At 39.5% G+C, this 23,218-nt stretch carries 23 protein-coding genes; 2 read left to right on the top strand and 21 right to left on the bottom strand.

From position 1 onward, the window contains the following. Positions 1-283: 283 nt before the first annotated feature. Positions 284-523, top strand: a complete 240-nt coding sequence (locus tag EKM80_RS01505; protein ID WP_125551347.1) for a DUF2922 domain-containing protein — start codon at positions 284-286, stop codon at positions 521-523. A 205-nt stretch (positions 524-728) separates the two neighbouring features. On the opposite strand, the gene EKM80_RS01500 is transcribed toward EKM80_RS01505, so the two are convergent. The 21 genes from EKM80_RS01500 to EKM80_RS01405 all read right to left on the bottom strand — a co-directional run bounded on the left by EKM80_RS01500 (position 729) and on the right by EKM80_RS01405 (position 20,590). Next, on the bottom strand, positions 729-887 hold the full coding sequence (locus tag EKM80_RS01500; RefSeq protein WP_191985917.1) for a hypothetical protein: 159 nt from the start codon (positions 885-887) through the stop codon (positions 729-731). Between the two features lie 345 nt (positions 888-1,232). After that, positions 1,233-1,754 carry an acyltransferase gene (locus EKM80_RS01495; protein WP_164509474.1) on the bottom strand — a complete coding sequence of 174 codons (522 nt, stop codon included), beginning with the start codon at positions 1,752-1,754 and terminating at the stop codon, positions 1,233-1,235. Positions 1,755-1,826: 72 nt separating this feature from the next. Further along, complete coding sequence (locus tag EKM80_RS01490; RefSeq protein WP_125551344.1) at positions 1,827-3,329, bottom strand: lipid II flippase MurJ; 1,503 nt, start codon at positions 3,327-3,329, stop codon at positions 1,827-1,829. A gap of 147 nt (positions 3,330-3,476) precedes the next feature. Further along, positions 3,477-4,553 (bottom strand): polysaccharide pyruvyl transferase family protein, encoded by a 1,077-nt coding sequence (locus tag EKM80_RS01485; protein WP_125551342.1) that lies wholly within the window; start codon positions 4,551-4,553, stop codon positions 3,477-3,479. Positions 4,554-4,646: 93 nt separating this feature from the next. Then, positions 4,647-5,630, bottom strand: coding sequence for a glycosyltransferase family 2 protein (locus EKM80_RS01480; RefSeq protein ID WP_125551341.1), 984 nt, complete (start codon positions 5,628-5,630; stop codon positions 4,647-4,649). After that, complete coding sequence (locus EKM80_RS01475; protein ID WP_125551339.1) at positions 5,630-6,418, bottom strand: glycosyltransferase family 32 protein; 789 nt, start codon at positions 6,416-6,418, stop codon at positions 5,630-5,632. The genes EKM80_RS01480 and EKM80_RS01475 overlap by 1 nt, the downstream gene beginning before the upstream one ends. A 38-nt stretch (positions 6,419-6,456) precedes the next feature. Then, positions 6,457-7,584: an EpsG family protein gene (locus EKM80_RS01470; RefSeq protein ID WP_125551338.1), complete on the bottom strand. Its 1,128-nt coding sequence runs from the start codon at positions 7,582-7,584 to the stop codon at positions 6,457-6,459. Position 7,585: 1 nt separating this feature from the next. Continuing rightward, complete coding sequence (locus tag EKM80_RS01465) at positions 7,586-8,605, bottom strand: glycosyltransferase family 2 protein (RefSeq protein ID WP_125551336.1); 1,020 nt, start codon at positions 8,603-8,605, stop codon at positions 7,586-7,588. A 1-nt stretch (position 8,606) separates the two neighbouring features. After that, complete coding sequence (locus EKM80_RS01460; protein WP_125551334.1) at positions 8,607-9,365, bottom strand: CDP-alcohol phosphatidyltransferase family protein; 759 nt, start codon at positions 9,363-9,365, stop codon at positions 8,607-8,609. Next, entirely contained in the window at positions 9,355-9,801 is a 447-nt protein-coding gene (gene tagD / locus EKM80_RS01455) for a glycerol-3-phosphate cytidylyltransferase (protein WP_125551333.1), read from the bottom strand. Before tagD ends, EKM80_RS01460 begins: the two co-directional genes overlap by 11 nt. Further along, entirely contained in the window at positions 9,798-10,943 is a 1,146-nt protein-coding gene (locus tag EKM80_RS01450) for a glycosyltransferase (RefSeq protein ID WP_125551331.1), read from the bottom strand. Before EKM80_RS01450 ends, tagD begins: the two co-directional genes overlap by 4 nt. Positions 10,944-10,976: 33 nt before the next feature. Beyond that, positions 10,977-11,633 carry a sugar transferase gene (locus tag EKM80_RS01445; protein WP_225418776.1) on the bottom strand — a complete coding sequence of 219 codons (657 nt, stop codon included), beginning with the start codon at positions 11,631-11,633 and terminating at the stop codon, positions 10,977-10,979. Between the two features lie 81 nt (positions 11,634-11,714). Continuing rightward, positions 11,715-12,656 carry an NAD-dependent epimerase/dehydratase family protein gene (locus tag EKM80_RS01440; protein ID WP_125551329.1) on the bottom strand — a complete coding sequence of 314 codons (942 nt, stop codon included), beginning with the start codon at positions 12,654-12,656 and terminating at the stop codon, positions 11,715-11,717. 24 nt (positions 12,657-12,680) lie between these two features. Beyond that, a complete protein-coding gene (locus tag EKM80_RS01435; RefSeq protein WP_225418775.1) occupies positions 12,681-13,454 on the bottom strand; it encodes a tyrosine-protein phosphatase in 774 nt (257 codons plus the stop codon). Further along, positions 13,451-14,197, bottom strand: a complete 747-nt coding sequence (locus tag EKM80_RS01430; RefSeq protein WP_125551327.1) for a CpsD/CapB family tyrosine-protein kinase — start codon at positions 14,195-14,197, stop codon at positions 13,451-13,453. Before EKM80_RS01430 ends, EKM80_RS01435 begins: the two co-directional genes overlap by 4 nt. A gap of 1 nt (position 14,198) precedes the next feature. After that, on the bottom strand, positions 14,199-15,002 hold the full coding sequence (locus tag EKM80_RS01425) for a YveK family protein (RefSeq protein WP_125551326.1): 804 nt from the start codon (positions 15,000-15,002) through the stop codon (positions 14,199-14,201). A gap of 149 nt (positions 15,003-15,151) precedes the next feature. Continuing rightward, a complete protein-coding gene (locus tag EKM80_RS01420) occupies positions 15,152-16,291 on the bottom strand; it encodes a serine hydrolase domain-containing protein (RefSeq protein WP_125551324.1) in 1,140 nt (379 codons plus the stop codon). Positions 16,292-16,484: 193 nt separating this feature from the next. Then, positions 16,485-16,655 carry a hypothetical protein gene (locus EKM80_RS14795; RefSeq protein ID WP_164509473.1) on the bottom strand — a complete coding sequence of 57 codons (171 nt, stop codon included), beginning with the start codon at positions 16,653-16,655 and terminating at the stop codon, positions 16,485-16,487. A 455-nt stretch (positions 16,656-17,110) separates the two neighbouring features. After that, positions 17,111-17,302 (bottom strand): hypothetical protein, encoded by a 192-nt coding sequence (locus EKM80_RS01415; protein WP_125551322.1) that lies wholly within the window; start codon positions 17,300-17,302, stop codon positions 17,111-17,113. A gap of 37 nt (positions 17,303-17,339) precedes the next feature. Further along, complete coding sequence (locus EKM80_RS01410) at positions 17,340-19,883, bottom strand: ABC transporter permease (RefSeq protein WP_125551321.1); 2,544 nt, start codon at positions 19,881-19,883, stop codon at positions 17,340-17,342. A 5-nt stretch (positions 19,884-19,888) separates the two neighbouring features. Then, a complete protein-coding gene (locus EKM80_RS01405) occupies positions 19,889-20,590 on the bottom strand; it encodes an ABC transporter ATP-binding protein (RefSeq protein WP_125551319.1) in 702 nt (233 codons plus the stop codon). Positions 20,591-21,569: 979 nt separating this feature from the next. Here EKM80_RS01405 and EKM80_RS01400 point away from each other — a divergent pair. After that, positions 21,570-22,766, top strand: coding sequence for an ATP-binding protein (locus tag EKM80_RS01400; protein WP_125551318.1), 1,197 nt, complete (start codon positions 21,570-21,572; stop codon positions 22,764-22,766). Positions 22,767-23,218 lie beyond the last annotated feature (452 nt).

Raw genomic sequence — 23,218 nt, 5'->3', positions numbered from 1 at the left:
ACATGGCAGCCGCAGGAACCTGCATCTTTTAGCACGTTTCCGCCACCGTGCCGGCACGTCACCCTGTCCCAGTGACACGCCGGCAAATTGGCGGTAACCGCACCAACTGCAGCCGCCCCAGCTGCGGCACATAAGCGCGCATGTCCTTCCCAGCATGCCCGCTAACCGCGCCAGCCTAAGCCAGTCCTCCCAACTAGCTTAGTCCGCTGGGCTAACCACCCTGCTGGCGCGCTGTTTGGTACCACCACATAGCCCAAATCCACCCACAGAGAGGAGCTTTTTCATGAAACAACTTGATATGGAATTTAAGAACGAAGACGGCAAGATCAAGCACATGCGGCTGAATTACGCGTCGCAAACCTTGGACGAAACCACGGTCAAAACTGCGATGCAAACCATCGCTGACCTGAAAATGTTCGAGATTGAAACCGTTAATCCGTACGAAGTACCCGTAAAGGCGCAATACGTCGAACGGACAGTTACCCCAATTTTTGGTGGTGACGCGGAAAAAGTAGCTGAGTAGTCACGCTGCCCAACCTAAAAAGGCCACACTCTTAGCTGAGTGTGGCCTTTTTAGGGAATGGTGAGAACCGGCATATACAGCTCTAATCAGGTCGGAAATTTGATTCTTACCACATGAAGGAGGGCAGCGGAATCGTTCACTTCGGTTATATAATTGCCCATTTTATAAATTCCCCACCAGCGCTCTGCCAGCAGGGAATCCTGAGCTACTTCTTCAATTCTTGTTGTCGCTCTAATTCTAAACGTTGCGTCAATTCGATCAAGTAAGGCCGTAACTGCGCGTTAACCTCTGGATGCCGCAACCCGAACTCAATATTCGTCGTGACATAACCCAGCTTGTTACCGACATCAAAACGCTCACCCATGAACTCACGGACAAAAACGCGCTGGTTGTTTTCTAAATATTTTCATTTAATTCAGTTATAAACTGTGATCCTTTTATCATTACATAGTTAATTACTTAGACTAAGATCATTAAACTTACCCAATAAAGTAGCAAATATCACTGTTTCATTTCACACATTTTAGATTCAGTCGACTCTAGCTTTGAATTCAATATTGGTATTTATCATTTTTTATTCTGATATAATGGCCCTTAGCGCTATTTATCGCTACAATAACTGGCATTGCCGCTTTAAAAAAGCTCATCTTTACTCCCTTGAAAGCAATAACTACTTAAGTACTCTGGCTATCCTTTTCTGTTCCTCACTCTATACATGCCCTATCTGCTTATATTTAGACGGTAAGTATAAATTATCCGCTTTATTCTGCTTATCATACTTTGCTTTATCTCTATATCGAATAATATGAGCAGGAACCCCACCAACTATTGCTCGAGCGGGGACATCGTGTGTTACTAGGCAATTCGCACCTATAACTGCTCCCTCGCCGACAGTTACTCCTCCAAATATTGTCACGTTTGCTCCTATCCAAACATTTCTTTGAATATTTACATTCTTGACAATATCATCTTTTGAATTATACGGTAACATTCCACTCTCTTTAACCTGATGTAAATTCGTTATGGCTGTAAATTTTTCTGCAAAAATACAATTATTTTCAATAATTACTTTTCCATCACCTAAGACTCTAAAGTTAGGTTCAATATGAATAAATTCTCCTTTCAGAGTTACTTTTTTACTTGGAAAATGTAGTGGAATAACAATTTTATGTCGATCAATTTTTAAATTATGATATATAATACACATTCGTATTCTTTCGATATATTTCAACAAATATTTCATCTCCTTCTTGCAGACTTTATTTACTGAGTAGCATTATTTTCAGCTTCATACTATGTGCTTTTATTTAAAGATATCTTTGACTATATCAATTTTTAAATACTTAAGTAAAAGTACGATTAGAACAACAACTACACCCGTAAATCCGGCCCCGATGGCAATATTTACTACTAATTCCTGAATCAAACTTTCAGAAACATAATGTACTTCCTTAATTATTATAAACATTGAAAATCCTAATAAATTAGTTATTAAATAGCTAGTAAATATTCGTTTTATATTCACCCTTATATTATCACGATATGCTTTAATTAGAATTAAACAAGTTGAAGAAAGTGTCCCTAAAGCTGGAGCTAAAACAACAGAAATAGGACCTATTAAATTAGACAACACAATTAATAAAGTAATGTTAAGAGCTACAGTAGTTAATGAATTATTCATTGGTTTTTTTGTATTTCCTTTTGCATAGTAAATTCTATATGAATAATCCCTTATTACATCGAATGGCAATACTACACCCAACACTATACCGTATTGATATACAATTCTCGCGTCTGCCATTGAAAAAGCACCTCGTACGAAAAGTAACTTAACTAAGTCTAATCCAACAGCTATGTACCCCCAAATTAGTAGTATTACAATTAAATTGGTCAAAGAAACGTATTTATCGACTTGTGCTACCCCATAAATAAAATCTTTTTTTATATCCTTTACTAGCTTAGGATATATCATATTTACTAAATTCATGATAATTAATGCTTGAAAAATTCCCATAATTTGGTTGGTATTAGATAACAAAGTTATGTATCCATGACCAAAAAAACCAGCAAAATAATTAGATAGCATCACTTGAATCTGAAAGATCATAGAACTTAATAATATTGGTAACGTATTTAATATCATTTTTTTGACATCTTTATCCAAACCAATTCGTAATCGAAATATAAATTCAGGATTGATTTTTCGCTGAATATAATTAAATATTACAGTTTCCAAGATATAGGCTGCTGCCGTCAGAATTGTTAACAACTTAATATTAATTGAATTAGAAAAAATCAGATATAAAGCTGGAATTCCAACAGGTATAATATCTAAAAATCGAGATGTAATATAGTATCCTTCATTTTGTAATAACGAAATCGAAAATGAAGCTTGAATTTTAAATTGCTGACTAATTAAAAGTATGCCTGTTAAAATAATAAAAAGCGATTTATTTTGATTGCTAAACTTTGGAACAATTAAATCTTTTCCTAGTAGAATAAAAACAAATAATAGTATACTGACTGTAAGAGATAATATTCTGATAAACGTTAAATACTTTTCCATGTATGTCTTTTTTTGTTGAAAAGCACTTTTAGAATTTAATTCTGGTATAACTATTGTTGTAATAGCGGATCCGACCACAGTAAATACTGATATAGTAAACACATTTGCAAGATAAAATGCATCTAATTTAGCGCTGGCACCAAAGCTTTTAGCTAAGATGAGGCTTCTAATTAGACCTAACCCTTGTATAATCAATGAAATAGCTATCACAAATGGAAAACTATAAGTTATTTTTTTCATAATTCATCCCTAGCAAATATTTATAATCTATAAATATGAATTCTGAGTGGTTATTTTAAACTTTTTATATAAAAAACACAGAAAAAGACGTGCCTTTCAAACTTTACTACTATGAATTAAAGTAAATAGCTTATATAAAAATATAATCTATTTACCCGTTGTTCTTATCAAATCATCTAAATAACTAAAATGTTTAGATGATTCCGCGATGATATTTTCTAATTCGTCATTACTAAGGTAATTATTATCCATAACCTCTGCCTTGTTTATTTTCTTAATTATTTTATCAATAATTAATTTATCATTAAATTCATTTACTTGTACATTCATATTCTGTATTTTCAAGGTTTTTAATAATGACCCAACTTTAATATTATAATCAATGCTAATAATTTGTTGTTTAGCTTTTAACGACAAAATAAGTGAGTGGAATCTACATGTTATTGAAAAAAAATTCTTTGAATAATCCATTAAGAAACTATCTATGTTATTTTCATCATAACAAAGAAAAGACACAGGATGGTTAACACGCGATTTTATTCTATTTATTACGGCTTCATCATTAACTGTCGACGATACTTGAAATCCATACAATGTGATATCTATATCACTGCTGATACCATTAATAATTTTTATTAAAAATTCTTCATATGATTTCTGGAAAGTTTTTTCTGGTCCAAAGTCCATTACCGAAACAGCGAGTGATCTACGCTTAGTTTCATGTTCTACAATATTGGGTAAACTGAATACCATATCAGGAAATAAATGAACTTTTTTATTTTTCTTAAATAAATTTAGAGTTTCGTTATCTCTAACAGAGAGATAATCGACTTGATAAAATAAAAATTTAAATAGTAAAAAGAAAGTTTTAGAATAATATGGACCGAAATTAAAACCCATAAAAATAACTTTTTTACGTTGTATCTTAAATAGTAAAACCTTTAACCATAATCCCAACCACCACTTAAACCAAGCTTTTCCTTTACTTTGTTGAAACAGTGAGCCACCAATAACAACAAAATAATCAAACTGGTAAATATGGATCAATAAGTCAACTAATTGATAATGTTTAGTAATTACATTAGTAAAGCTTTTCAATAATTTAGTTTCATGCTTTATATTAAATATAAACTGAATTTTTTTATATCGATTAACCAATAAAGTAAAGAATAAATCATCACCTAAATTACTATTAGCGTATCCTTCAACGAGTATCTTTTTCAATTATTTCATTCTCCTTTTGGAGTACATTGAGTATTTATATATCAACTCTCCCAATATCATGACCTAACCGTATATTGCAAGGATACGACTTAATCAACCTCTGTGTTTTAAGCTAGAAATTCTTACTCTAACATCAATAATCACCGGTATATACATTGAAATAAAGAACTTAATTTTCCTCATTACCCCGTACCTCTTACTATTAAAAATAGAATTTTTATGTGCCTTAGTTAACTTGCATAACTTTTCATAAGTTTGTAGATAACTTACTTTATTGGGTGCCTCTCGTAATAGCATCCGGATTATATTTAATTCCCACACATATGATTCCATAAACACAGTAAATGATTTCGGATACAGCTCACGAATTAAGTCATCAATTATTTTATAAGCCTTTAATTCATTTAACCACTTATCTTTAAAATCATTTCCATAGGTTCGTTTTGATATCGCACTCACTTCATGAATTCTATAATAATATGTAGTAATACCAGTAAAGTAAGTATGGTTAATGTATTGCAAATATTCTAAATTGAAAATAACATCTTCAAGCATTGAGATGTTCTCGTTAAACGAGATATTATATTTTTTAATAATATCTCGTTTAAATAAGCGCGTCCAAGTAAAACCCTTTACACCATCAAAACTAAACATTGATTCAATAATTTCTGATTCGTTCATGATGAAAGAATTTGTTTGTTCTGACAGTCCTTCTTGTTTAGTAGTATAACCACAAATAACTAATTCACAATTACAATTTACGATACTCTCAACAAGTTTCTCAATATGAATCCGCGCTACAAAATCATCGGAATCAATAAAAGTTACGTATTCACCTGTTGCAAACTGAAGTCCCTTATTTCTTGCTGCAGAAACGCCCTGATTATTTTGAATGAAAAATTTAATTCTTTGATCATCAAAGCTATTTACAATCTCCTGAGTGTGATCTGTTGATCCATCATCTATAATAATTACTTCAAGATAAGGATAAGATTGATCTAGAATCGAAGAAATGCAAATTCCAATATATTTTTCAGCATTATAAGTAGGAATAATTATCGACACATAGTTCTTCATTACTTCCTCCTGGTGTTTTTAAACACCACCTTCTCATGCTTTATTATTTTTTTATACTTCAAATAAAGATTGTCATACATATTAGAACCAAGTAAGGCTTTAATACGCCTTCCTATTCTTGCATTGCGATAAGTACGCATTAACTCAGCTTTAGTATCTGCAGTCCAACTGCCATTATAATGATGCCACGTCACAGTATTTTTTTTGATATGCGCCTTAATGTCTCCATATTTTTGTGGACAAAAGTAACTTGTTGGATAAATGAAACAATTATTTACAATCTGATACTTATCTTTCTCCCTAAACCCCAGCTTTTTAAAATATTCAGTCGTTATTTTTACGCAAGTCTTTTTTATAAACGTTCCCTCTTGTAAATTATTTCCGAATAAATCATATATTTTTAAAAGTGCTTTGACATTTTTTTGTTTAGGTATAGCACCAAAAATTAATCCAGTATTTATTGCATTATAATTTTCTAATCCAAAAAAAGCATCTGCATCAAGAAAATGATCAATAGGCTTTAATAATTCAACATCGGTATCGAGATAGATACCACCATATTTATACATAATTGCTAACCTAGCATAATCTGCCACAAAGGGATATAACTTGTTTTTATATGCACTTTGACAGTAAGCTGATTGATTGATATCAAAATTAGACTCATCCCACCTAATAATTTTATAATCAGGAGCATATTTTTCCCAAGATTTAATGTATTCTTTAGTTTGCGTTGAGAGTTCCTTATGTCCAAACCAGCAGTAATGTATTATTTTAGGTATCGCCATTTTCTACCCCTTTTCATATGTACTACTTACAATATTATCTATCCTAAAACAAAAGGTACGATGCCGGAAATATTTCTGGATAATCGAAAAACAAAATAAAAAGAGAAAAATAATACAATAATAACTTTGAACCAGTTGCTTCTTAAGCGAGCGATATTCTCAGTACTTTCCTGTACATATTTACCATAAAAGAAAACCAGAAATGGCAATAAGTATGCTTGTACTCTAGTTACAGTAAAATTACCGCCACCTATAAATAAAAATAAATAGGCAAAATAACCTGCAGTAATAAATTTATTCAATTTGACAAATTTCCATGAATAATAACAGATTAAAAACAAAAAAATAAACTGAATAAGAATGGGTAAAAATTCAATTATACCTTTTGAGCCTGGATCAACGAAAAAAGCACTGTTTGCACCATCATGTTTTTCAACGTAATGCGGGAACAGGAAAACTAGCTTGGGCATAAGCCCACTAATGAATTTTGTAAAAAATCCAATACCTGTTAGAAGTCCTCCCAAAACCACCCAGATACTACTTATAGGGACATATTTAATGAGGGGTAATGCTATTGCAAACCACGCACTAGCATGAAATAGGCTTGCTATATAGATAATAAATATATATAACGCAATATTTAACCATCGATGCTGCGCTAGAATATCAACATTTAAATACAGAGATAAAGCAAAAAAAACAACACCAATAGCTGACATCTGTCTTATACCATTAAGTGAGTTGCAATAAAGATAACTACAAACTAGAAATCCTAGTAGCACTTCAGTAGACATTTTTATTTCTTTAGAAAATTTATATAAACCAGTAAAAAATAATAAAAATGAAATAAAGGGAACGACACGAAAATCATTTACCCACCTAGCTATGCTATATATCAATAAATATCCTTTTTCTATGTATATCGCTTTAAGCTGCTGGTTAGTCATAGAGAAAAAACCATTATACATAGAATAATCAGTACCAACACTTCGTGATCGAAAAGTTGCTAAATAAATCAATAATACTAAAAATAAAAAATTGAAGAATGGTCTTACGGACGTACTAGAGACAGTACTTTTATCCGTAGCTCTAACCTGAGAAGATGTGATAAAAAGAATTCCAATTATTAAGATAAAAATATAAACGCCCGTAGGATTGTCCCCCATTCTATTTTTTTAATTTTCCAAGTATATTTACAATATAAAATAATCGAAATTGAATCAAAAATAAGATAACTTTTCTTTGAAGTCCAATTTTACTTCTATCACCCTTTTTAAAGGCTACTTCAATTAGATTATTTTTCATAAACTTTATTAACATACTTTTCTTTTCAGTATAGGTATTGCTATTTTTAGAACTAAAAATAGAACTAATAGCGGTTGTTACTATGAAATATAAAAGTCGAGTATTCAAATCCTGCATCAAACTTTTTCGCATACTCTCACTGTACATCGAATTATTCTGTATATTCTTCTTGATTTTTTCAAAACACTTTAAAGCCAATATTACATTTTTACGTGACGGATTAGTTGTAATAGATTCAGTATCATAAACATAATGGTAAACATACTTATCAATAAAAACACTAGCACCTATAAACTCGAATAATCGAAAATTAAATTCAATACCCTCTGCTCCCTGACTAAGGTTCTCATCGTGATATATGGCGTTCCGTATTAAATATTCTCTATCAATTAGCTTCCCGCAGACAGTTGAAATATTTCCCTGAAAATTTAGAATTTGTCTTTGTAGTAAAACTCTATCATCCTTACCAAATGTCTCTCCATCAGTCATTTCATACCGATAGTACTTTTTTTTATCAGGAAAGTCCTTTACTATTTTTCCAATCACAACATCTACTCGTTGGTTTGGTAATAGTGATTCAACTAAATTAGATTCAACCCAATCGTCACCGTCAACAAAAGTAATATACTCTCCCTTTGCATTTCTCACACCAGTATTTCTTGCACCAGATAGGCCCTTATTTTGTTGATGTATTACATTAACCCGTCTATCTTGTTTTGCAAAAATATCGCAAATATTACCTGAATTATCTGTTGACCCATCATCTATTAATAAAACTTCAATATTTGACTCTGTTTGTTTTAAAATAGATGTAATACAATTATTCAAAAAATCATCAGGAACATTATAAACAGGAACGATAAAAGAGACCTTAGGATCCATATTAATCTACCTCATAACTAATTTTATAAACCCGTCTTATCGTTTTAAATATCGATAATATTTCAATAGCTAATTGGATAATAAAATATAAAATTAAATATATATTTAGTCTATGAAGCATAAAGAAAATAATCATTAGTGGATTAGACAACCCAGCCATACCAGCAAGGTTTAAGCCTAAGATGTAAAACCAATTATAGTTCATCTTATCAGTTAGGCCAGAATTAAAGTTTAAAAATGATGTACCTGCTTTATGTTCAACTAGTCTAGGAAAGACACATGCCATTGAGGCCAACGCTCCAATCAGTATATACAACCAGCTATAATTATTGTTAAATATTATTAGTTTATAATTTTTATAAACATTAACACCTAATGCAGTATATAATAATGACACATAACAATATCCACTAATCCCATCCAAATACATACCTAGCTTACTACTCGTATGAGTTGTTCTTGCAATATTGCCATCAATGCAATCAAATACAATCCAAAAATTAAGTATTATTAATCCAATAACTGTACTCATAGGAGTTTCAGCAAAGATCACAATAATCGCACCTAAAAAACCTACTATGGTTGAAATAAAAGTTGCTTGATTAGCCGATAACCTTAACTTAAGAAATAACCAAGTCAATAAATTAGACAGCGGTCTAACTACTGTAAAAACCCAAATATCAATTTTATCAATATACTTTTTTTCACTTGACCTACTATTAATAATATCTGCTAAACTATAATGATCCTTAGTTCTCATTATTTTGCCCTACTATCGACTGATGTTCCGTAGCTAAATTCTTCTTGTTCAAGTTATTTTTTATCTGAGTAGTTGAAATTTCAGGTGTACGGGGTAAATAAATTACCTCAGCAGTAGTTTGATCCTGTAAATAATCAAATTGCCCTTTCCAATCATCTCCCATTATAAAAACATCTGCCTTATACATTTTAATATCTTTAGGCTTCTGATCCCAATTAGATTCTGGAATCACTAAATCGACATAACGAATAGCCTCTAACAGTTGTTTTCGCTGTTCATATGTAAAATAAGTCTTTTTTGACTTAGCATCTTTATTAAATTCATCAGTTGATAGAGCAACAATTAAATAGTCTCCATATTCTTTTGCTCTACGCAAAAGATTTATATGGCCATAATGTAATAAATCAAATGTTCCATAAGTAATAACACGTTTCATATATAACTCTCCTTTTTTTCATAATAACTAGTAATTTTATCAATCATATCTTCATAAGAGAATAATATATTGGCTTCTATCGGGTTATCCAAATCAGATATAGACTTATACAGTAAACTACAAATATTATCTACACTGTCATGTAAATTAAATAGATAAGTTTTTTTATAAATATAACTAAAATCTATAATACCAGGCACCTTAGGTGCAACCACTGGAAGTTTAGCACGTGCAGCCTCTAGCAATGAATATGAAAATCCCTCAAAATTACTAGTTGCTAAATATATATCAAAACCATCCATTAAATATTCTGCATCATTACGATCTCCCAAAAAAATAAATGATTTCTCTATAGAAGCCTTTTTAACTAAAAGTTGCATTTTATTCATCAACTCACCAGAACCAATCCACACAAATTTTAGCTCTTTGATTTGTTTAAGCGCTTCTACTGCGATGGAAACAAAAAGCTGTGGATTTTTTTGATTTGAAAATCGAGCGACATTTCCTATAATTATTTCATTATCTGTAACTTTCATTTCATCTTGAGCGTATGATCTATAATTTCTTTTCAGTGGTGGAATTCCATTTGGAATCACTACAAATTTATTAGGTCGATCAATATTATATTCTAATGCTGCCTCTTTTTCCGTCTGAGAAACATTAAAGGTAAACGTAGTAAAGTATCGACTAAATATTTTTTCGACTAAAATAAATATACGCTTTTTAATTGAAGAAAATTCTGGCGATAAAAAGGAATAAGCATGCGGTGTATAATATATCTGTTTTATACGTTTTGTCTTTGCAGCAAGTCGACCGATAACACCTGCTTTTGATGATTGAACATGCACAATAGTTGGTTCGAAATCATCTATGCATTGTAATAAAAATCGATATGTCTTTAAATCGTTAACTAAACTAATTTCTCTGACAAAAGTTTTTATGTCGAAAAGTTTGATTTGATGAGTATTTTGTTTTTCTTGAATCCAATCCTTAAACTTTTGATCACCATAATCTGAGTTGTACACTAAGGCAACTTCATACTTACTGTTGTCTAATCCGTCAATAACATCAGTAATGTATCTTCTAAGCCCACCACCCTCAGACTGAGTAATAATCATTAATCTTATCTTATTATATTCCATTAAAGTTACAGTTGCCCTTCCTCAAACTAAATACTAATACGCACTATTCGGCCAAATCATGATCTTAACAGTCATAAACATAATCTTCAGGTCAAACCAGAAGCTACTCTTTTCTATGTACTGTAAATCTAAGTCAACCATCTCGTCAAAACCAACATTATTACGACCAGTCACTTGCCATAACCCAGTACAACCAGGCTTAACGTACAACCGTTGTTTAGCGTACTCACTATAAGAATCAACTTCACGTTCCAACGGTGGCCGTGGTCCAACTAGGGTCATATCACCCTTGAGGACATTAATTAATTGTGGTAGTTCATCGATGCTATATTTACGAATGAAGCGACCAATGCCGGTTACTCGGGGGTCTTCCTTCATTTTAAACATAGCACCATCAATTTCGTTATACTTCAGTAATTGTTTCAATTTCTTATCAGCATCTACAACCATTGAGCGAAACTTATACATTTCGAACGGTCGCTGGTGCTTACCTAAACGGATCTGTGAATAAAATACTGGACCTTGGGGATCGTCACGCTTGATCAGAAACGCAACGATTAAGAATGGGATTGCTAATAATACCAAACCAATACTGCTAGCGACAATATCGAACAGTCGCTGAACCCCGTAGTATATATAGCGGTGATCCAAGCGAGTTGGATCTAAGTGGGCCGTTTTAAAAGCGGCCATATTAGGTACGATATTATGTTCTCCCGTCTTATCGATCATCATTCATTGAACCCTCCCAAACTAACCTTTATATTTTATTTATTACTGCTTTTCCGATACTGACATCCAATAGCTAGATAATCCAGAAAATAACGTATATTTTGGACTAAACCCAGAAGCTTTGAGTTTAGTGGTGTCAGCATAAGAATGTACAATGTCCCCACTTCTAGCCGGTAAATATTCTACATTGAGAGCGCGTCCCACTACTTTCTGATAATCAGCAATAATAGTGCGTAGGCTAGATTGCTTACCTGTCGCTACATTATAGACATCATGTACAGCCTGATTATTAGTCATAATTAAATGTAATGCTGATAAAACGTCTTGTATAAAAATAAAGTCACGCGTTTGTTCACCATCACCAAACAACGAAAACCCCTGATTGTTTTTAAAACATTGTGTGATCAACGATAACACACCAGAATAAGGTGATTTTGGATTCTGCCGTGGTCCATAAACGTTAAAGAACCGAACGGCCACTGTTGGAATGTTGTACAATTTGCCGTAATCGATCACAAAACGCTCGGTGGCAAATTTATCGATGGCATATGGTGTCAATGGATCAATGGTTGAATCTTCACGCTTAGGCAGCTCTGGATTATTACCATAAACCGCCGCTGATGACGTAAACAGGAGTTTTTTAATTGGTAATTTATATTGACGAATCGTTTCTAAAATAAAAACATTCGCTTCTTGATTGATTTGGTGCGTTTCATAAGGTCGCGCTACTGAATCAGCGACACTCGCAATGGCTGCTAAGAGATAAATATAGTCAAAGTGCTCTTTGAGTAATAGACCTTGCATAAAAGCGTGATCGGTGATGCTGTGTTCATAGAAGGTCACACTCGGCGAGTTAGACAAATTACTTGCTAAGCCCATCGATAAGTCATCTACGACAATGATTTCATCACCATCGTGTAATAACTGATCCACTAAATTTGACCCAATAAAACCGGCACCACCGGTCACTAAAACTTTACTCAATTATCTATCCTCCGAATTTCACTTTTATCTAAACAACCAAAACTTCTTTTTCTTCTCTTTAACATGATGGTACTCATCTGGCTCCAGCAAGTCGCCATTGATAATTTTCTTGGCGTTTTCTTGCATCTGCGTCACCGCTCGTTGGCCATTTTCTTTAGCCAACTTTTCAAAGGCTTTTTTCATACGGAAGTTACGGCCTTTGAGGTTATGCGCGTCAGAGGCAAAAACAAAGCCTAGGCCGGCGTCGATGATCCGTTGGGTGAAGTCTTCCACTTCATGGCCGAAGACGCCTAGATAGCTACTGGCCGTCACTTGGGTCAGGCAGCCGCTATCCACGAATTCATATAGCAAGTCGTGATTTTTTTGGATGCCTTGGTTGCGTTCTGGATGGACAATCACTGGGGTAATCCCCGCCGCCTGCAAATCGAAGATCATTTGCTTGGTGTATTCAGGGACTTCCACGTGGGGCAACTCTAGCATCAAGTAACGATTGGTTTCGTCGGCGAAAAGGATATCGTCGTTTTTGATTGCTTGCATTAAGTCGCCGGTGATGTGCACTTCTTGGCCGGGAAAGACGGTCAAGTTAATGTTGGCGTGGTCCAAGGCGGTTTGGAACAGCGCCGTATTTTGGATCACAGCAATTTTATGGTTGGTATATTCCCCGTCCATGTGATGCGGCGTCACCAAAATATGGCTGATCCCGTTGTCGACAGCCACGCGGGCCATTGCTAAGGAATCAGCCATGGTGTGCGCCCCATCGTCACATCCGGGTAAGATATGACAATGTAGATCGATCATTTTTTATCATCCGTTCCGTAATAGCCACCGTAGTAGCCACCATAATAACCGCCAGATTCAGCGGCGGTCACGCGGTTCATGATCGTGCCTAGCAAGTTAGCGTGAACCTTATTTAACAGGTCACGGGCATGTAATACGGTGCCCTTCAAGGCGATTCCTTGGGGGACAACGAGGATGACACCGTCAACCTTAGCCGCCAATACTTGCGCGTCGGTAACGGTATTGACCGGGGGAACGTCCACAATGATCATATCAAATTGGTCATTGAGCACATTTAACAATTGGTCCATTTTCACTGAATTCAATAATTCTGATGGATTCGGTGGTACCGGACCGCTTGGTAAGACGTATAAATTAGTGACTTTGGTTCTTTTGATACTTTCACTTAGATCGGCTTGTTTAGACGTTAGAATCGTGGTCAGGCCATGCTGGTTGTCTACGCGAAATGACCGCGAGACAGTGGGCCGGCGAAGATCAGCGTCGATCAACAGTACTTTATTGCCTTGATCAGCCCAAGTAACGGCGACGTTAGAGCTAACCGTTGATTTGCCTTCTGACGGTTCCGCTGAAGTGAACAAAATCGAATTTAATTGCTTGTCCGCGCTGGAGAACTGAATGTTCGTCCGAATCGTGCGGAACTGTTCGGCAATGCTTGAGGTGGGCTTCGTGACGGTGATCAAGCCAACGCCATGCTTCATACTATTAGAATAGAGCTTTTTCTTATTGCGTTTGAATAAGGCCATATTAGTTCACCCTCCGTCGTGTGTCCGCGCTGCGTGGTGGTAATTCAGTTGTTTCAGCGACTCGTGTATGATGCGCACTAGTCTGTGAATGGCCAAACGCCCGCTTCTTAATATCGTCAACTGGAATTTCGTTGACAATACCTAAGCTCGTTAAGCCATTTTCAATCAAGAAGCCTTCGTCCTTAACTGTCTTATCCAACGCTTCAGTCAAGAAGGCCGCGCCGATCCCTAGCAATAAACCAAGGACAAAGCCAATGGCCACGTTTAAAGGTAAACGTGGTGAGACAGGCGACGAATTGGCAACACCTTTAGAAACGACGGAGACATTGTTCACACTCATAATTGATTTGATTTTCGTACGGAACGTTTGCGCCGTCACGTTAGCGATTTTAGCCGCCATTTTCGGATCAGTGGCTTTAACCGTCACCGAGAAAACCTGTGAATTTTCTTGACTACTAATGGAGATTTCATTAGCTAACTGGCCAACGGTTTGACCGCCACCGACTGTTTTAGCCACGTCAGTTAAGATCGTGGGGCTGGTGATGATATCCTTATAGGTACTGATCATCTGCACATCCGCCTGCGTTTGTTGCAAGGCCGCCGGCTGTTCGCTGGCGTCCAGCTTGCGGTTGACCAACAATTGGGTGGTTGATTCGTACTGCGGTGTCATCAGAAAAAAGGTGATAAGAAACGCCAATAACGTTACCAGCACCGTTGACCCAATGATCAACTTCAAGTGTTTACGTAACGTTATTAGGATGTCTTCAATGCTTAATGTTGCTTCTGTCTGGCTCGATTCGTTCATTAAAGTTTGCTCCTCCTACTCAAGCGCGCCGGCTAACATGTCCGACTAATTATATAATTGAGCTTGCCATCAGCGATATTGGTCGCTGTACGACCATTATAGTGATTTTCATATGACAAATTCATAACAATCTGGTAACAAATGACTGATTAGTCGTTTTTTTGCACAATTTTTAAAATGGCCCGCGCGGTGTCACTTAAGCTGCCGGCCTTTTGATAGTTGCTTAACAGCACAACGCCGGTATCGCCACGCTCGTTAAAGGCCAGCGCGTTGTGGTAGCCGCTAAAGTCAGCGCGCGCCAATAAGTCGCTGTTAGCCTGCATTAAGCGGCCAGTGTACGCCGTGTCGGCCTTAGCAACGATGCCTTGGCTGCGGCGTTCTTCACTAACAAAGCGACTACTCGTAATGTATTGGGTCAACGTAGCCATATCGCCAGCCGTGGTCGCTAATTGCTTAGCGCCGAGCTGATCATTCATCGCTTGGAATAAGGTTGCCTGCGTGACGGCACTCGAGCTGTCACTGGTTTTATCATAAGTAAACGATGGCACGACCTTCGCCTGCGCAGTTGCGCTAGTGACGAAGCTAGTGTGCTTGACACCAGCTGGCACCAAAATCGTCTGCTTGAGGTACTTCTGGTAGGACTCGCCAGAAGCTTGGGCAATAATGCCGGAAAGAATCGCGTAATTAACGGTTTGAAAATTATATGTACCTGGTGTCGCCACTGTCGCGTTAGCCAAATTCCACGGCAACACATTGGCGTTAAGCTCGCTACTAGGCGTTGCACTTAACGTCAGGCCGGATGTCATGTCCAACAAGGTGCCCACCGTAACGCTCGCATCAGCGTTATCTAATAAGTAGTATTTGCTGACGGGGGTGCTGAGATCCAACTTGCCGTCCTTGGCCAACTTCATCACAGCCGCAGCGGTCAACGCGTTCTGCAAGCTGCCGATCTGGTAACGTGTTGCAGCGGTTTTCGTGTCTTTCTTTGGGTCCTGACCGTATGGCTGCTGGTAAACCAACTTGCCCGCCTTAATCACCGCCACGTTACCGACAAAATGCGCATGCTTGAGCTGAGCGTTAAGCTTAGTTTCATTAATGGTGCTTGAATCTGTATCATTTTGAGTCGCTACCTGTGTCGTGCTGGATTCACTAGCTTGCTTACCACTAAATCGTTCTAGATAAACGTGAGCCAAACTATCCTTGCGCACGGTCAGCGCGATTACACCGCCACCGATGATGATCACTAATAACCCTAAGATTATTGCCAGTCGTCCTACTATACGTTTCATGCGCACCCTCCGCCGTCGCTGATATCTTCATAAAAATTTCATAAAAATATGCGTTATCTATCAAACCATAACACAATGGTATATACCCAACAACATTTTTTGAAAATTTGTTATGTAACTGTAATAATTGACACTGATAGTTTAAATCAACTTTTTAGCGGCACAATTTAACCACACACAACTCCGTTAGCGTTTACGTTGCGACCATAACAGGACGCTGCGCCGAACCAACCCAGCCGTAACCACAAGTCTGCCTATTGGCCGCTGGATTCGCCTTGCCGGCTGACTTCCATTTATCAAATTCACCTAAATATTTATTATAGCATTGAGGCAGTGGCGTGTTAAGCGCATTCAAACCTGTCAATTGTTTCGTGCTTGGCAAAACGCAAGCGCGGTATTTTGCGTATATTATAACTATAGCGTTAATTAATAACAATATAAGTTAATTTATCTAGTTGGCGCAGCGTTCGCTAACGCAGGCCGCGTGCTGGCAGGTTAGTCAATGAAACCAAGTTTCCATGTGCCATTAACCAACACGTGTTGTGCGCGAATAACCCCTTCATTTTCATCGCTGTTATACTGGCGCAGGCAAAAAATAACAAAAAAGTTGCCGGCGTATGCACTAACTTCGCGGCAACAACGGCCGCATCCCCGCATTGGCGATTTTTATTTTGTGCTAATTAAAAAGCAAAGCCGGAATTTTGCGTATATTAATTATAGTGACCTGTGGCTCGGACCACGCTAAAAAAAGCTGGTGGCACATTGGCCATCAGCTTAAGTTAGAACTTATTTAGTTGTTGCGTGCGGCTGAATTCGGAATCACGCCTCATCCTTAGCGGCCCAAAGCGCACTTAATTCTTGTTCATTGGTAATAACTGTTGTTGGCCCAGCCTCAGCATAACGCTGAATATTTAATTCAGCTTGCTGCACTCGGCTCAGTTTCCGCTCAGCTTTATTTTTGACCTCAGTATCGCTATCAGCTTGCACATGCTTTTGCTCGTCCTTACTCATGTCCATCAGCTCCAATTAATATTTTCAGTCCAGCCCGCTACTCCTTCGCCGCCAATGCGCTGATCATATCAACGCGCTTCAGCCGGAAATGCGTCACCACCATGACGATTACCGTGAATACGATGGTCATCAGCGCCGCGACCACGTAGCCGCTCCAGCCGATGGTCAACGGGAAAATCACCGTGCTGGTGGCCGCCTGCCGCAGAATGAACGCCGTCAGCAGATTGCCCAGCCCGTAGCCGACCACAATGCCAAACAGCGTCAGCACCACGTTTTCCCGCACAATGTAGTTGGTCACCTCAAGATCGAAGAAACCCAGCACCTTGATCGTCGACAACTCGCGGATCCGCTCGGAAACGTTGATATTGGTCAGATTGTACAACACAACGAACGTCAACAAGCCTGATAGGAAAATGAAAATCCACAGAATCGGATTTAATTTAGCGGCTTCCTGATTAATGGCGCGCTTTTGCTTCGAGATAAACTCGGTGTGGACTACTTTATCACTGCCCATCAGCTTTTTCGCATAAGCATTCTCCTGCTTCACCGTCTGCGGTTGCGTTTTAACCAAGCGGGTGTTGACCTGATAACGCCCACTAAATAGCCGATTCAAGGTCGCCTTGTTCATATAGGCAAAGTGCCCAGCGTAATTACTGGTGATGCCGCGAACCTTGACCTGCGCCGTTTGGTTGTCGGAATTAGTCACCGTCACCGTGTCGCCAGTTTGCACGTCCAGCAGCTTAGCCAGTTTATCGCTAAGCACCACGCCGCGCGCCGGTAAGTTGGTGGTTAAGCTGACGTAACGCTTAAACGTCTGCGTCTGATCCGTAGCGTCCAAGCTGACCTCGCTGACCTTTTCCTGCGCCGTGCTGACGCTGATCATATCAGTGTACAGCCCTAACGACTGCTGGTAGCGCGGATTTTGCGCCAACGTTTTGGTCACATTTTTGGCGTCAGTATTCAGACTGACCACCGCCTGATAATGCATGATCTGCTCAAATTGATTGATCCCCGATTGGCTGATCGAGTCGCGAATGCCGAAGCCAGTCATGATCAAGGCTGTCCCGCCGGCGATACCGATAATACCCATCCACATCCGCGATTTGAAGCGGAACAAGTTACGGTAGCTGACCTTTTGATTGAAACTCAGCCGCCGCCAGATGAAACCGACGCGCTCCAGCAAAATGCGTTTGCCGGCTTTCGGCGCTTTCGGCAGCATTAACGCCGCTGGTTTCTCGCTAAGCTCTTTGGTCAGCACAATGATCACCGCCCCTAGCGTAACGAAGAAGCTAAACAGCGTCGCCAAGCCGACAGCGGTCCACGGATAATCCAGCACCACGGCGGTATAAATATATTGCGTCATGGCTTTAAAGACGATCAGCGGAATCGTGTTCACCCCGATCACCACGCCGAGCACCGTGCCTAACAGCGCGGCGACGATACCATATAATAGGTAGTTTCGCGCAATTTCCCACTTCGTATAGCCCAGCGCTTTTAACGTGCCGATCTGGCTACGATCCTCTTCAATCATCCGCGTCATCGTGGTAAAGGTGATCAAGCCGGCGATCAGGAAGAAGAACAGCGGGAACACGTTGGCGATGGCGGCGATCCGCGTGGTCATGTCGCCATAACCTTGGAAACCAGGGTTGCCGGCACGCTTAGTGTACGTGTAGGTCGGCCGCTCAATGGCGTTGGCCTGTTTGCGTGCCACCGTTATTTTTGCTTGTGCTGGCGCCAACTGTTGCGTCGCCGTGGCGGCATCCGTAGCTTGCGTGAGCTGGGCCTTTTGCTGATCAAGTTGCTGCTGTTGCCCGTTGATCTGCACCAAGGCCGTTTGCTTCAAGCTAGTTTGCCGCGCGGTTGCCCGGCCGCGTAACGCTTTTTTGACCGCAGTTAGTTTGCGCTGCGCCTGCTGCTTGTACGCACTACTGAAGCTACTTTCAGCTTGCAGCTTGGAAAAACGCACTGACAAGGCAGTGTAGACGTTGGACTTGAAGTTAGTCGCCGGCACATAAGCGAAATAAGCCACGCTGCCGTCACCAATATTGGCGCTGCCGCGTTCCTCATCGTCGACAAATAACGGCGACGTCACGAAACCGACCACGCGGTACGACTTAGTTTTCAAGCCGCTACTTTTGACCCGATACGTGTCGCCTAGCTGGTAGCCCTTGCTTTTAGCCAACTGATCCAGCACGATTTCATCGCTGCGCCGCGGTAAATGGCCGCTTTTCAGCTTCAATTGATTCTGCTGATCACGCGCACTATAGGCAAAAATCTGCGCCACATCGCTGCGCTTTTGGTCCAATATGTACAACGAACGCTCAGCCTGCACCTGCGCGCCACTAACTTTTTTGACCCGCTGAACGTCAGCCTTGGTCAAGCCAGCAGTGGAAACGAGCCGCACATCGTTCAGCTTCTGCGCACTAATATAGCGATCCGCGCTGCCGTACAGATCAGGGCTAACCGCCTTAATACCGACAAATAGCAGCACGCCCAGCATGACGATCAGCACAATGGCGATGAAACGCCCCTTGGACTGCCGCACCGAGCGCCACAACGATTTACTCAAATTATTCTTCATGGCCATCACCACTCAATATCGGCAACTGGCGTCGGCTGGGGATTTAATTTGATCTCGCGCACCCGGGCATCATTGATGTGGATCACCCGGTCAGCGATTGGCGCGATCGCCGCATTATGGGTGATGATGATCACCGTTTTGCCCCGCTTGCGGCACACGTCCTGCAGCAGTTGCAGCACCTGTTTGCCGGTGGTGTAGTCCAACGCGCCAGTCGGCTCATCGGCTAACAACAACTTCGGATTCTTCGCCAACGCCCGCGCGATCGCCACCCGCTGCTGCTCACCGCCAGATAACTGCGCCGGAAAATTATCCAAACGCGCCCCAAGACCAACCTCGCGCAACGTTGCCGTAGGGTCCAACGCATCCGGCGCCACCGCACTAGCCAACTCCACATTCTCCAACGCCGTCAAATTCGGAATCAAATTATAAAATTGAAACACGAACCCAACATCAGTACGCCGATAAGCCGTCAACTGCTTTTCAGTAAACTGTGCAATATCAGTACCATCAATAATGATCTCGCCCTCAGTCGGCGTATCCATCCCACCTAAAATATTCAAAACAGTCGACTTCCCAGCCCCACTAGGCCCTAAAATAATCGTCAACTCACCCTGATTGATTGCAAAACTCAAATCATGATTAGCCACGATCTCAGTCTCACCCATCTGATACCGCTTATATTCGTTCTTCACTTCAATATATACCATATAAAAACCTCCAGAGTGGTGAAAAAAGCGCATAGATTATGGAGTATAGCCTAGCTTAACGATAAGCTACACGAAGTGGAGCGTTTGCCTTGCGTAGCTATGTGCAAGCAGCTGCGACTTGGACTTGCCGCACTTCGGCTTGCCATGTTTTTGACGAGCGTGGTTGCCGCCGTCAAAATGGTCAACGTCCGAAATATATAGCGCTATTTATGATTTTTATAAATAGCTTACCGCTACAATGAAGCAGTAGTCCAATCGACAACGGGAAGCAAGCTGTTATCTATTAACGATGCGCAAATAACGGATACTTAGCGAATAGTGTTGCCGAGTCGAGCGACAGTGCTTTTTTCACCACGTTTTCGCCGTACGCGAGCTAACAACATGCCAATAAACCAACAGAATTCACGAAGTGGAGCGTTCGCTAAGCGTAGCTATACGCAAGAAGCTGCGACTTGGACTTGCCGCACTTCGGCATAGTCCAATCGACAACGGGAAGCAAGCTGTTACTTATTAACGATGCGCAAATAACAGATACTTGCTAATAGTGTTGCCGAGCTAAGCGACAGTGCTTTTTTCACCACGTTTTCGCCATACGCCCCAAAAATCCAACCTAAAATCAGCCTAAGCGCACGCCTATTGTTCCTATTATATGGTTGTGAAAAAGCGATTGCAATTAAGATTCATCCCTACCGCGGCCGCAGCACCCTAGCCAACCAAAAATAACCCAGCTGTTAGCTGACTTAACGACTGTCCAAAAAGAAAAAAGCGGCATTAGCTTGGCCAGAGTTATGAAGTATACTTCATGAAACAGCCAAATTTCGTCATTTAGTGAAGTATACTTTACTAAATGACGAAATTACACACTGACATGAAGTATGCTTCACCCAATAGCTGAATTCCCCAACAATATGAAGTATACTTCACCTAATAGCTGAATTCCCCAACAATATGAAGTATACTTCATATAAGAGGTGATCCCATGATTAAACGAACCACTTACCTTAACCGCCTAAGCGCATTTAAAGACAACGAACAGATCAAAGTTATTACCGGCGTCCGTCGCTGTGGTAAATCCATTCTAATGCAGCAATATCGCGACTATTTATTAAGCCAAGGTATTGCGCCAGCCAATATTATCTACCTTAATTTTGAAGATTTTGAGCTACAACAGATCAGAACTGAAGCGCAACTACACGATTTACTAGGCCGCACACTGAAACGCGATGTACGCCAATATTTATTACTCGATGAAGTGCAATTCGTCACTAATTGGCAGCGTGTGATCAACGGCGTCCGCGTCAGTTTTAATTGCGATATTGTCCTCACCGGCTCCAATGCAATGATGTTATCTGGCGAATTGGCCACATTGCTTAGCGGCCGTTACGTCCAAATCCCCATTTATCCGCTATCGTTTGATGAGTTTTTAACCGCAAAAGCGATTGCTCCCGATACTCCTAATCTAGATAACGCATTTAACGAGTACAGCCAATACGGCGGTTTTCCAACTGTTGTTTTAGCCGCTGCCAATATAAAAGACGCCATTCTCTCCGGTATTTATGACTCCATTTTGCTGAAGGACGTTGCCATGCGTGCAAATGTTCGCGACATCAGTGTCCTACAAACACTAGTCGGTTTTCTAGCTGATAACGTGGGCCAATTGATCAATCCAAACAAAATTGCCAACACACTCACCAGCGCTGGCCAAAAAACTAATGTCCACACGATTGAACGCTATTTAAAGTTACTGAGTGATGCTTTTCTATTCTACCGCGTGCAACAATACGATTTACGTGGCCGCAATTATTTACGTAGCACTGGTAAATATTTTGTTGTCGATAACGGCCTGCGCCGCACCGCTATCAGCCAGCGCCAAGGTAATTTCAGCAACCAACTAGAAAATATCGTCTTTATTGAACTAAAACGCCGCGGCTACACCATCGACATTGGTAAAATCGACACCGCTGAAATCGATTTTATCGCTCGTAAAGCCGATGACATCCTGTACGTGCAAGTCACTTACGAGTTGCCACACAACAATCATGAAACCGACAACCTACTGCAGATCCCCGACAACTACCGCAAAATCGTCATCACCCAGCGCCATTACGAATTCAGCGAGATCGCCGGTATCCCAATTATTAACATCAACGATTGGCTACTAGAAACCCCCAAATAACCGCAAAAAGCAGACTGCACCTACAGTCTGCTTTTTATTGTCGAACATTATAGCTTAAACGTGCGCCATAAGACACTGTCGCTCGTTCTTAAAAACACTGTTTAGCAAGTATCAGAATTGAAACTTATTCACCAAACAGCACATGCTTCCCGTTGTCGATTGGACTAAGCCTAAGTACGGCAAGTCCAAGTCGCAGCTCCCTCAGCTTAGCTACGATTGCCAAATAATCCACTACGTGTATTATTCGTCAATCTATGCTAATGCTCAGGAGCTAACCGTCTTATGGCGCACTCTTTTTAAGCTGCTGTTCCACATGAAACATCCCCGCCAAACCAACAACAATCCTACGGTATCAATTCAATTAACTAATAGTTACATAACTGATAACGTCACTGTATAACCGGCTAAAATCTGCTATAGTTGAACTAATTAAAAAATTTAGACAAGTAGGC

The sequence above is a fragment of the Loigolactobacillus jiayinensis genome (assembly GCF_003946445.1).
Lineage (GTDB): Bacteria > Bacillota > Bacilli > Lactobacillales > Lactobacillaceae > Loigolactobacillus > Loigolactobacillus jiayinensis.
This window is presented reverse-complemented; position numbering and strand designations above follow the sequence as displayed.

Excerpts from the sequence above, each read along its gene's own strand:
- EKM80_RS01505 (WP_125551347.1), top strand. The coding sequence starts at position 284 with ATGAAACAACTTGATATGGAATTTAAGAACGAAGACGGCAAGATCAAG.
- EKM80_RS01500 (WP_191985917.1), bottom strand. The coding sequence starts at position 887 with ATGGGTGAGCGTTTTGATGTCGGTAACAAGCTGGGTTATGTCACGACG.
- EKM80_RS01490 (WP_125551344.1), bottom strand. The coding sequence starts at position 3,329 with ATGAAAAAAATAACTTATAGTTTTCCATTTGTGATAGCTATTTCATTG.
- EKM80_RS01480 (WP_125551341.1), bottom strand. The coding sequence starts at position 5,630 with ATGAAGAACTATGTGTCGATAATTATTCCTACTTATAATGCTGAAAAA.
- EKM80_RS01475 (WP_125551339.1), bottom strand. The coding sequence starts at position 6,418 with ATGGCGATACCTAAAATAATACATTACTGCTGGTTTGGACATAAGGAA.
- EKM80_RS01470 (WP_125551338.1), bottom strand. The coding sequence starts at position 7,584 with ATGGGGGACAATCCTACGGGCGTTTATATTTTTATCTTAATAATTGGA.
- EKM80_RS01465 (WP_125551336.1), bottom strand. The coding sequence starts at position 8,605 with ATGGATCCTAAGGTCTCTTTTATCGTTCCTGTTTATAATGTTCCTGAT.
- EKM80_RS01460 (WP_125551334.1), bottom strand. The coding sequence starts at position 9,365 with ATGAGAACTAAGGATCATTATAGTTTAGCAGATATTATTAATAGTAGG.
- tagD (WP_125551333.1), bottom strand. The coding sequence starts at position 9,801 with ATGAAACGTGTTATTACTTATGGAACATTTGATTTATTACATTATGGC.
- EKM80_RS01450 (WP_125551331.1), bottom strand. The coding sequence starts at position 10,943 with ATGGAATATAATAAGATAAGATTAATGATTATTACTCAGTCTGAGGGT.
- EKM80_RS01445 (WP_225418776.1), bottom strand. The coding sequence starts at position 11,633 with ATGGCCGCTTTTAAAACGGCCCACTTAGATCCAACTCGCTTGGATCAC.
- EKM80_RS01435 (WP_225418775.1), bottom strand. The coding sequence starts at position 13,454 with ATGATCGATCTACATTGTCATATCTTACCCGGATGTGACGATGGGGCG.
- EKM80_RS01430 (WP_125551327.1), bottom strand. The coding sequence starts at position 14,197 with ATGGCCTTATTCAAACGCAATAAGAAAAAGCTCTATTCTAATAGTATG.
- EKM80_RS01425 (WP_125551326.1), bottom strand. The coding sequence starts at position 15,002 with ATGAACGAATCGAGCCAGACAGAAGCAACATTAAGCATTGAAGACATC.
- EKM80_RS01420 (WP_125551324.1), bottom strand. The coding sequence starts at position 16,291 with ATGAAACGTATAGTAGGACGACTGGCAATAATCTTAGGGTTATTAGTG.
- EKM80_RS01415 (WP_125551322.1), bottom strand. The coding sequence starts at position 17,302 with ATGAGTAAGGACGAGCAAAAGCATGTGCAAGCTGATAGCGATACTGAG.
- EKM80_RS01410 (WP_125551321.1), bottom strand. The coding sequence starts at position 19,883 with ATGAAGAATAATTTGAGTAAATCGTTGTGGCGCTCGGTGCGGCAGTCC.
- EKM80_RS01405 (WP_125551319.1), bottom strand. The coding sequence starts at position 20,590 with ATGGTATATATTGAAGTGAAGAACGAATATAAGCGGTATCAGATGGGT.
- EKM80_RS01400 (WP_125551318.1), top strand. The coding sequence starts at position 21,570 with ATGATTAAACGAACCACTTACCTTAACCGCCTAAGCGCATTTAAAGAC.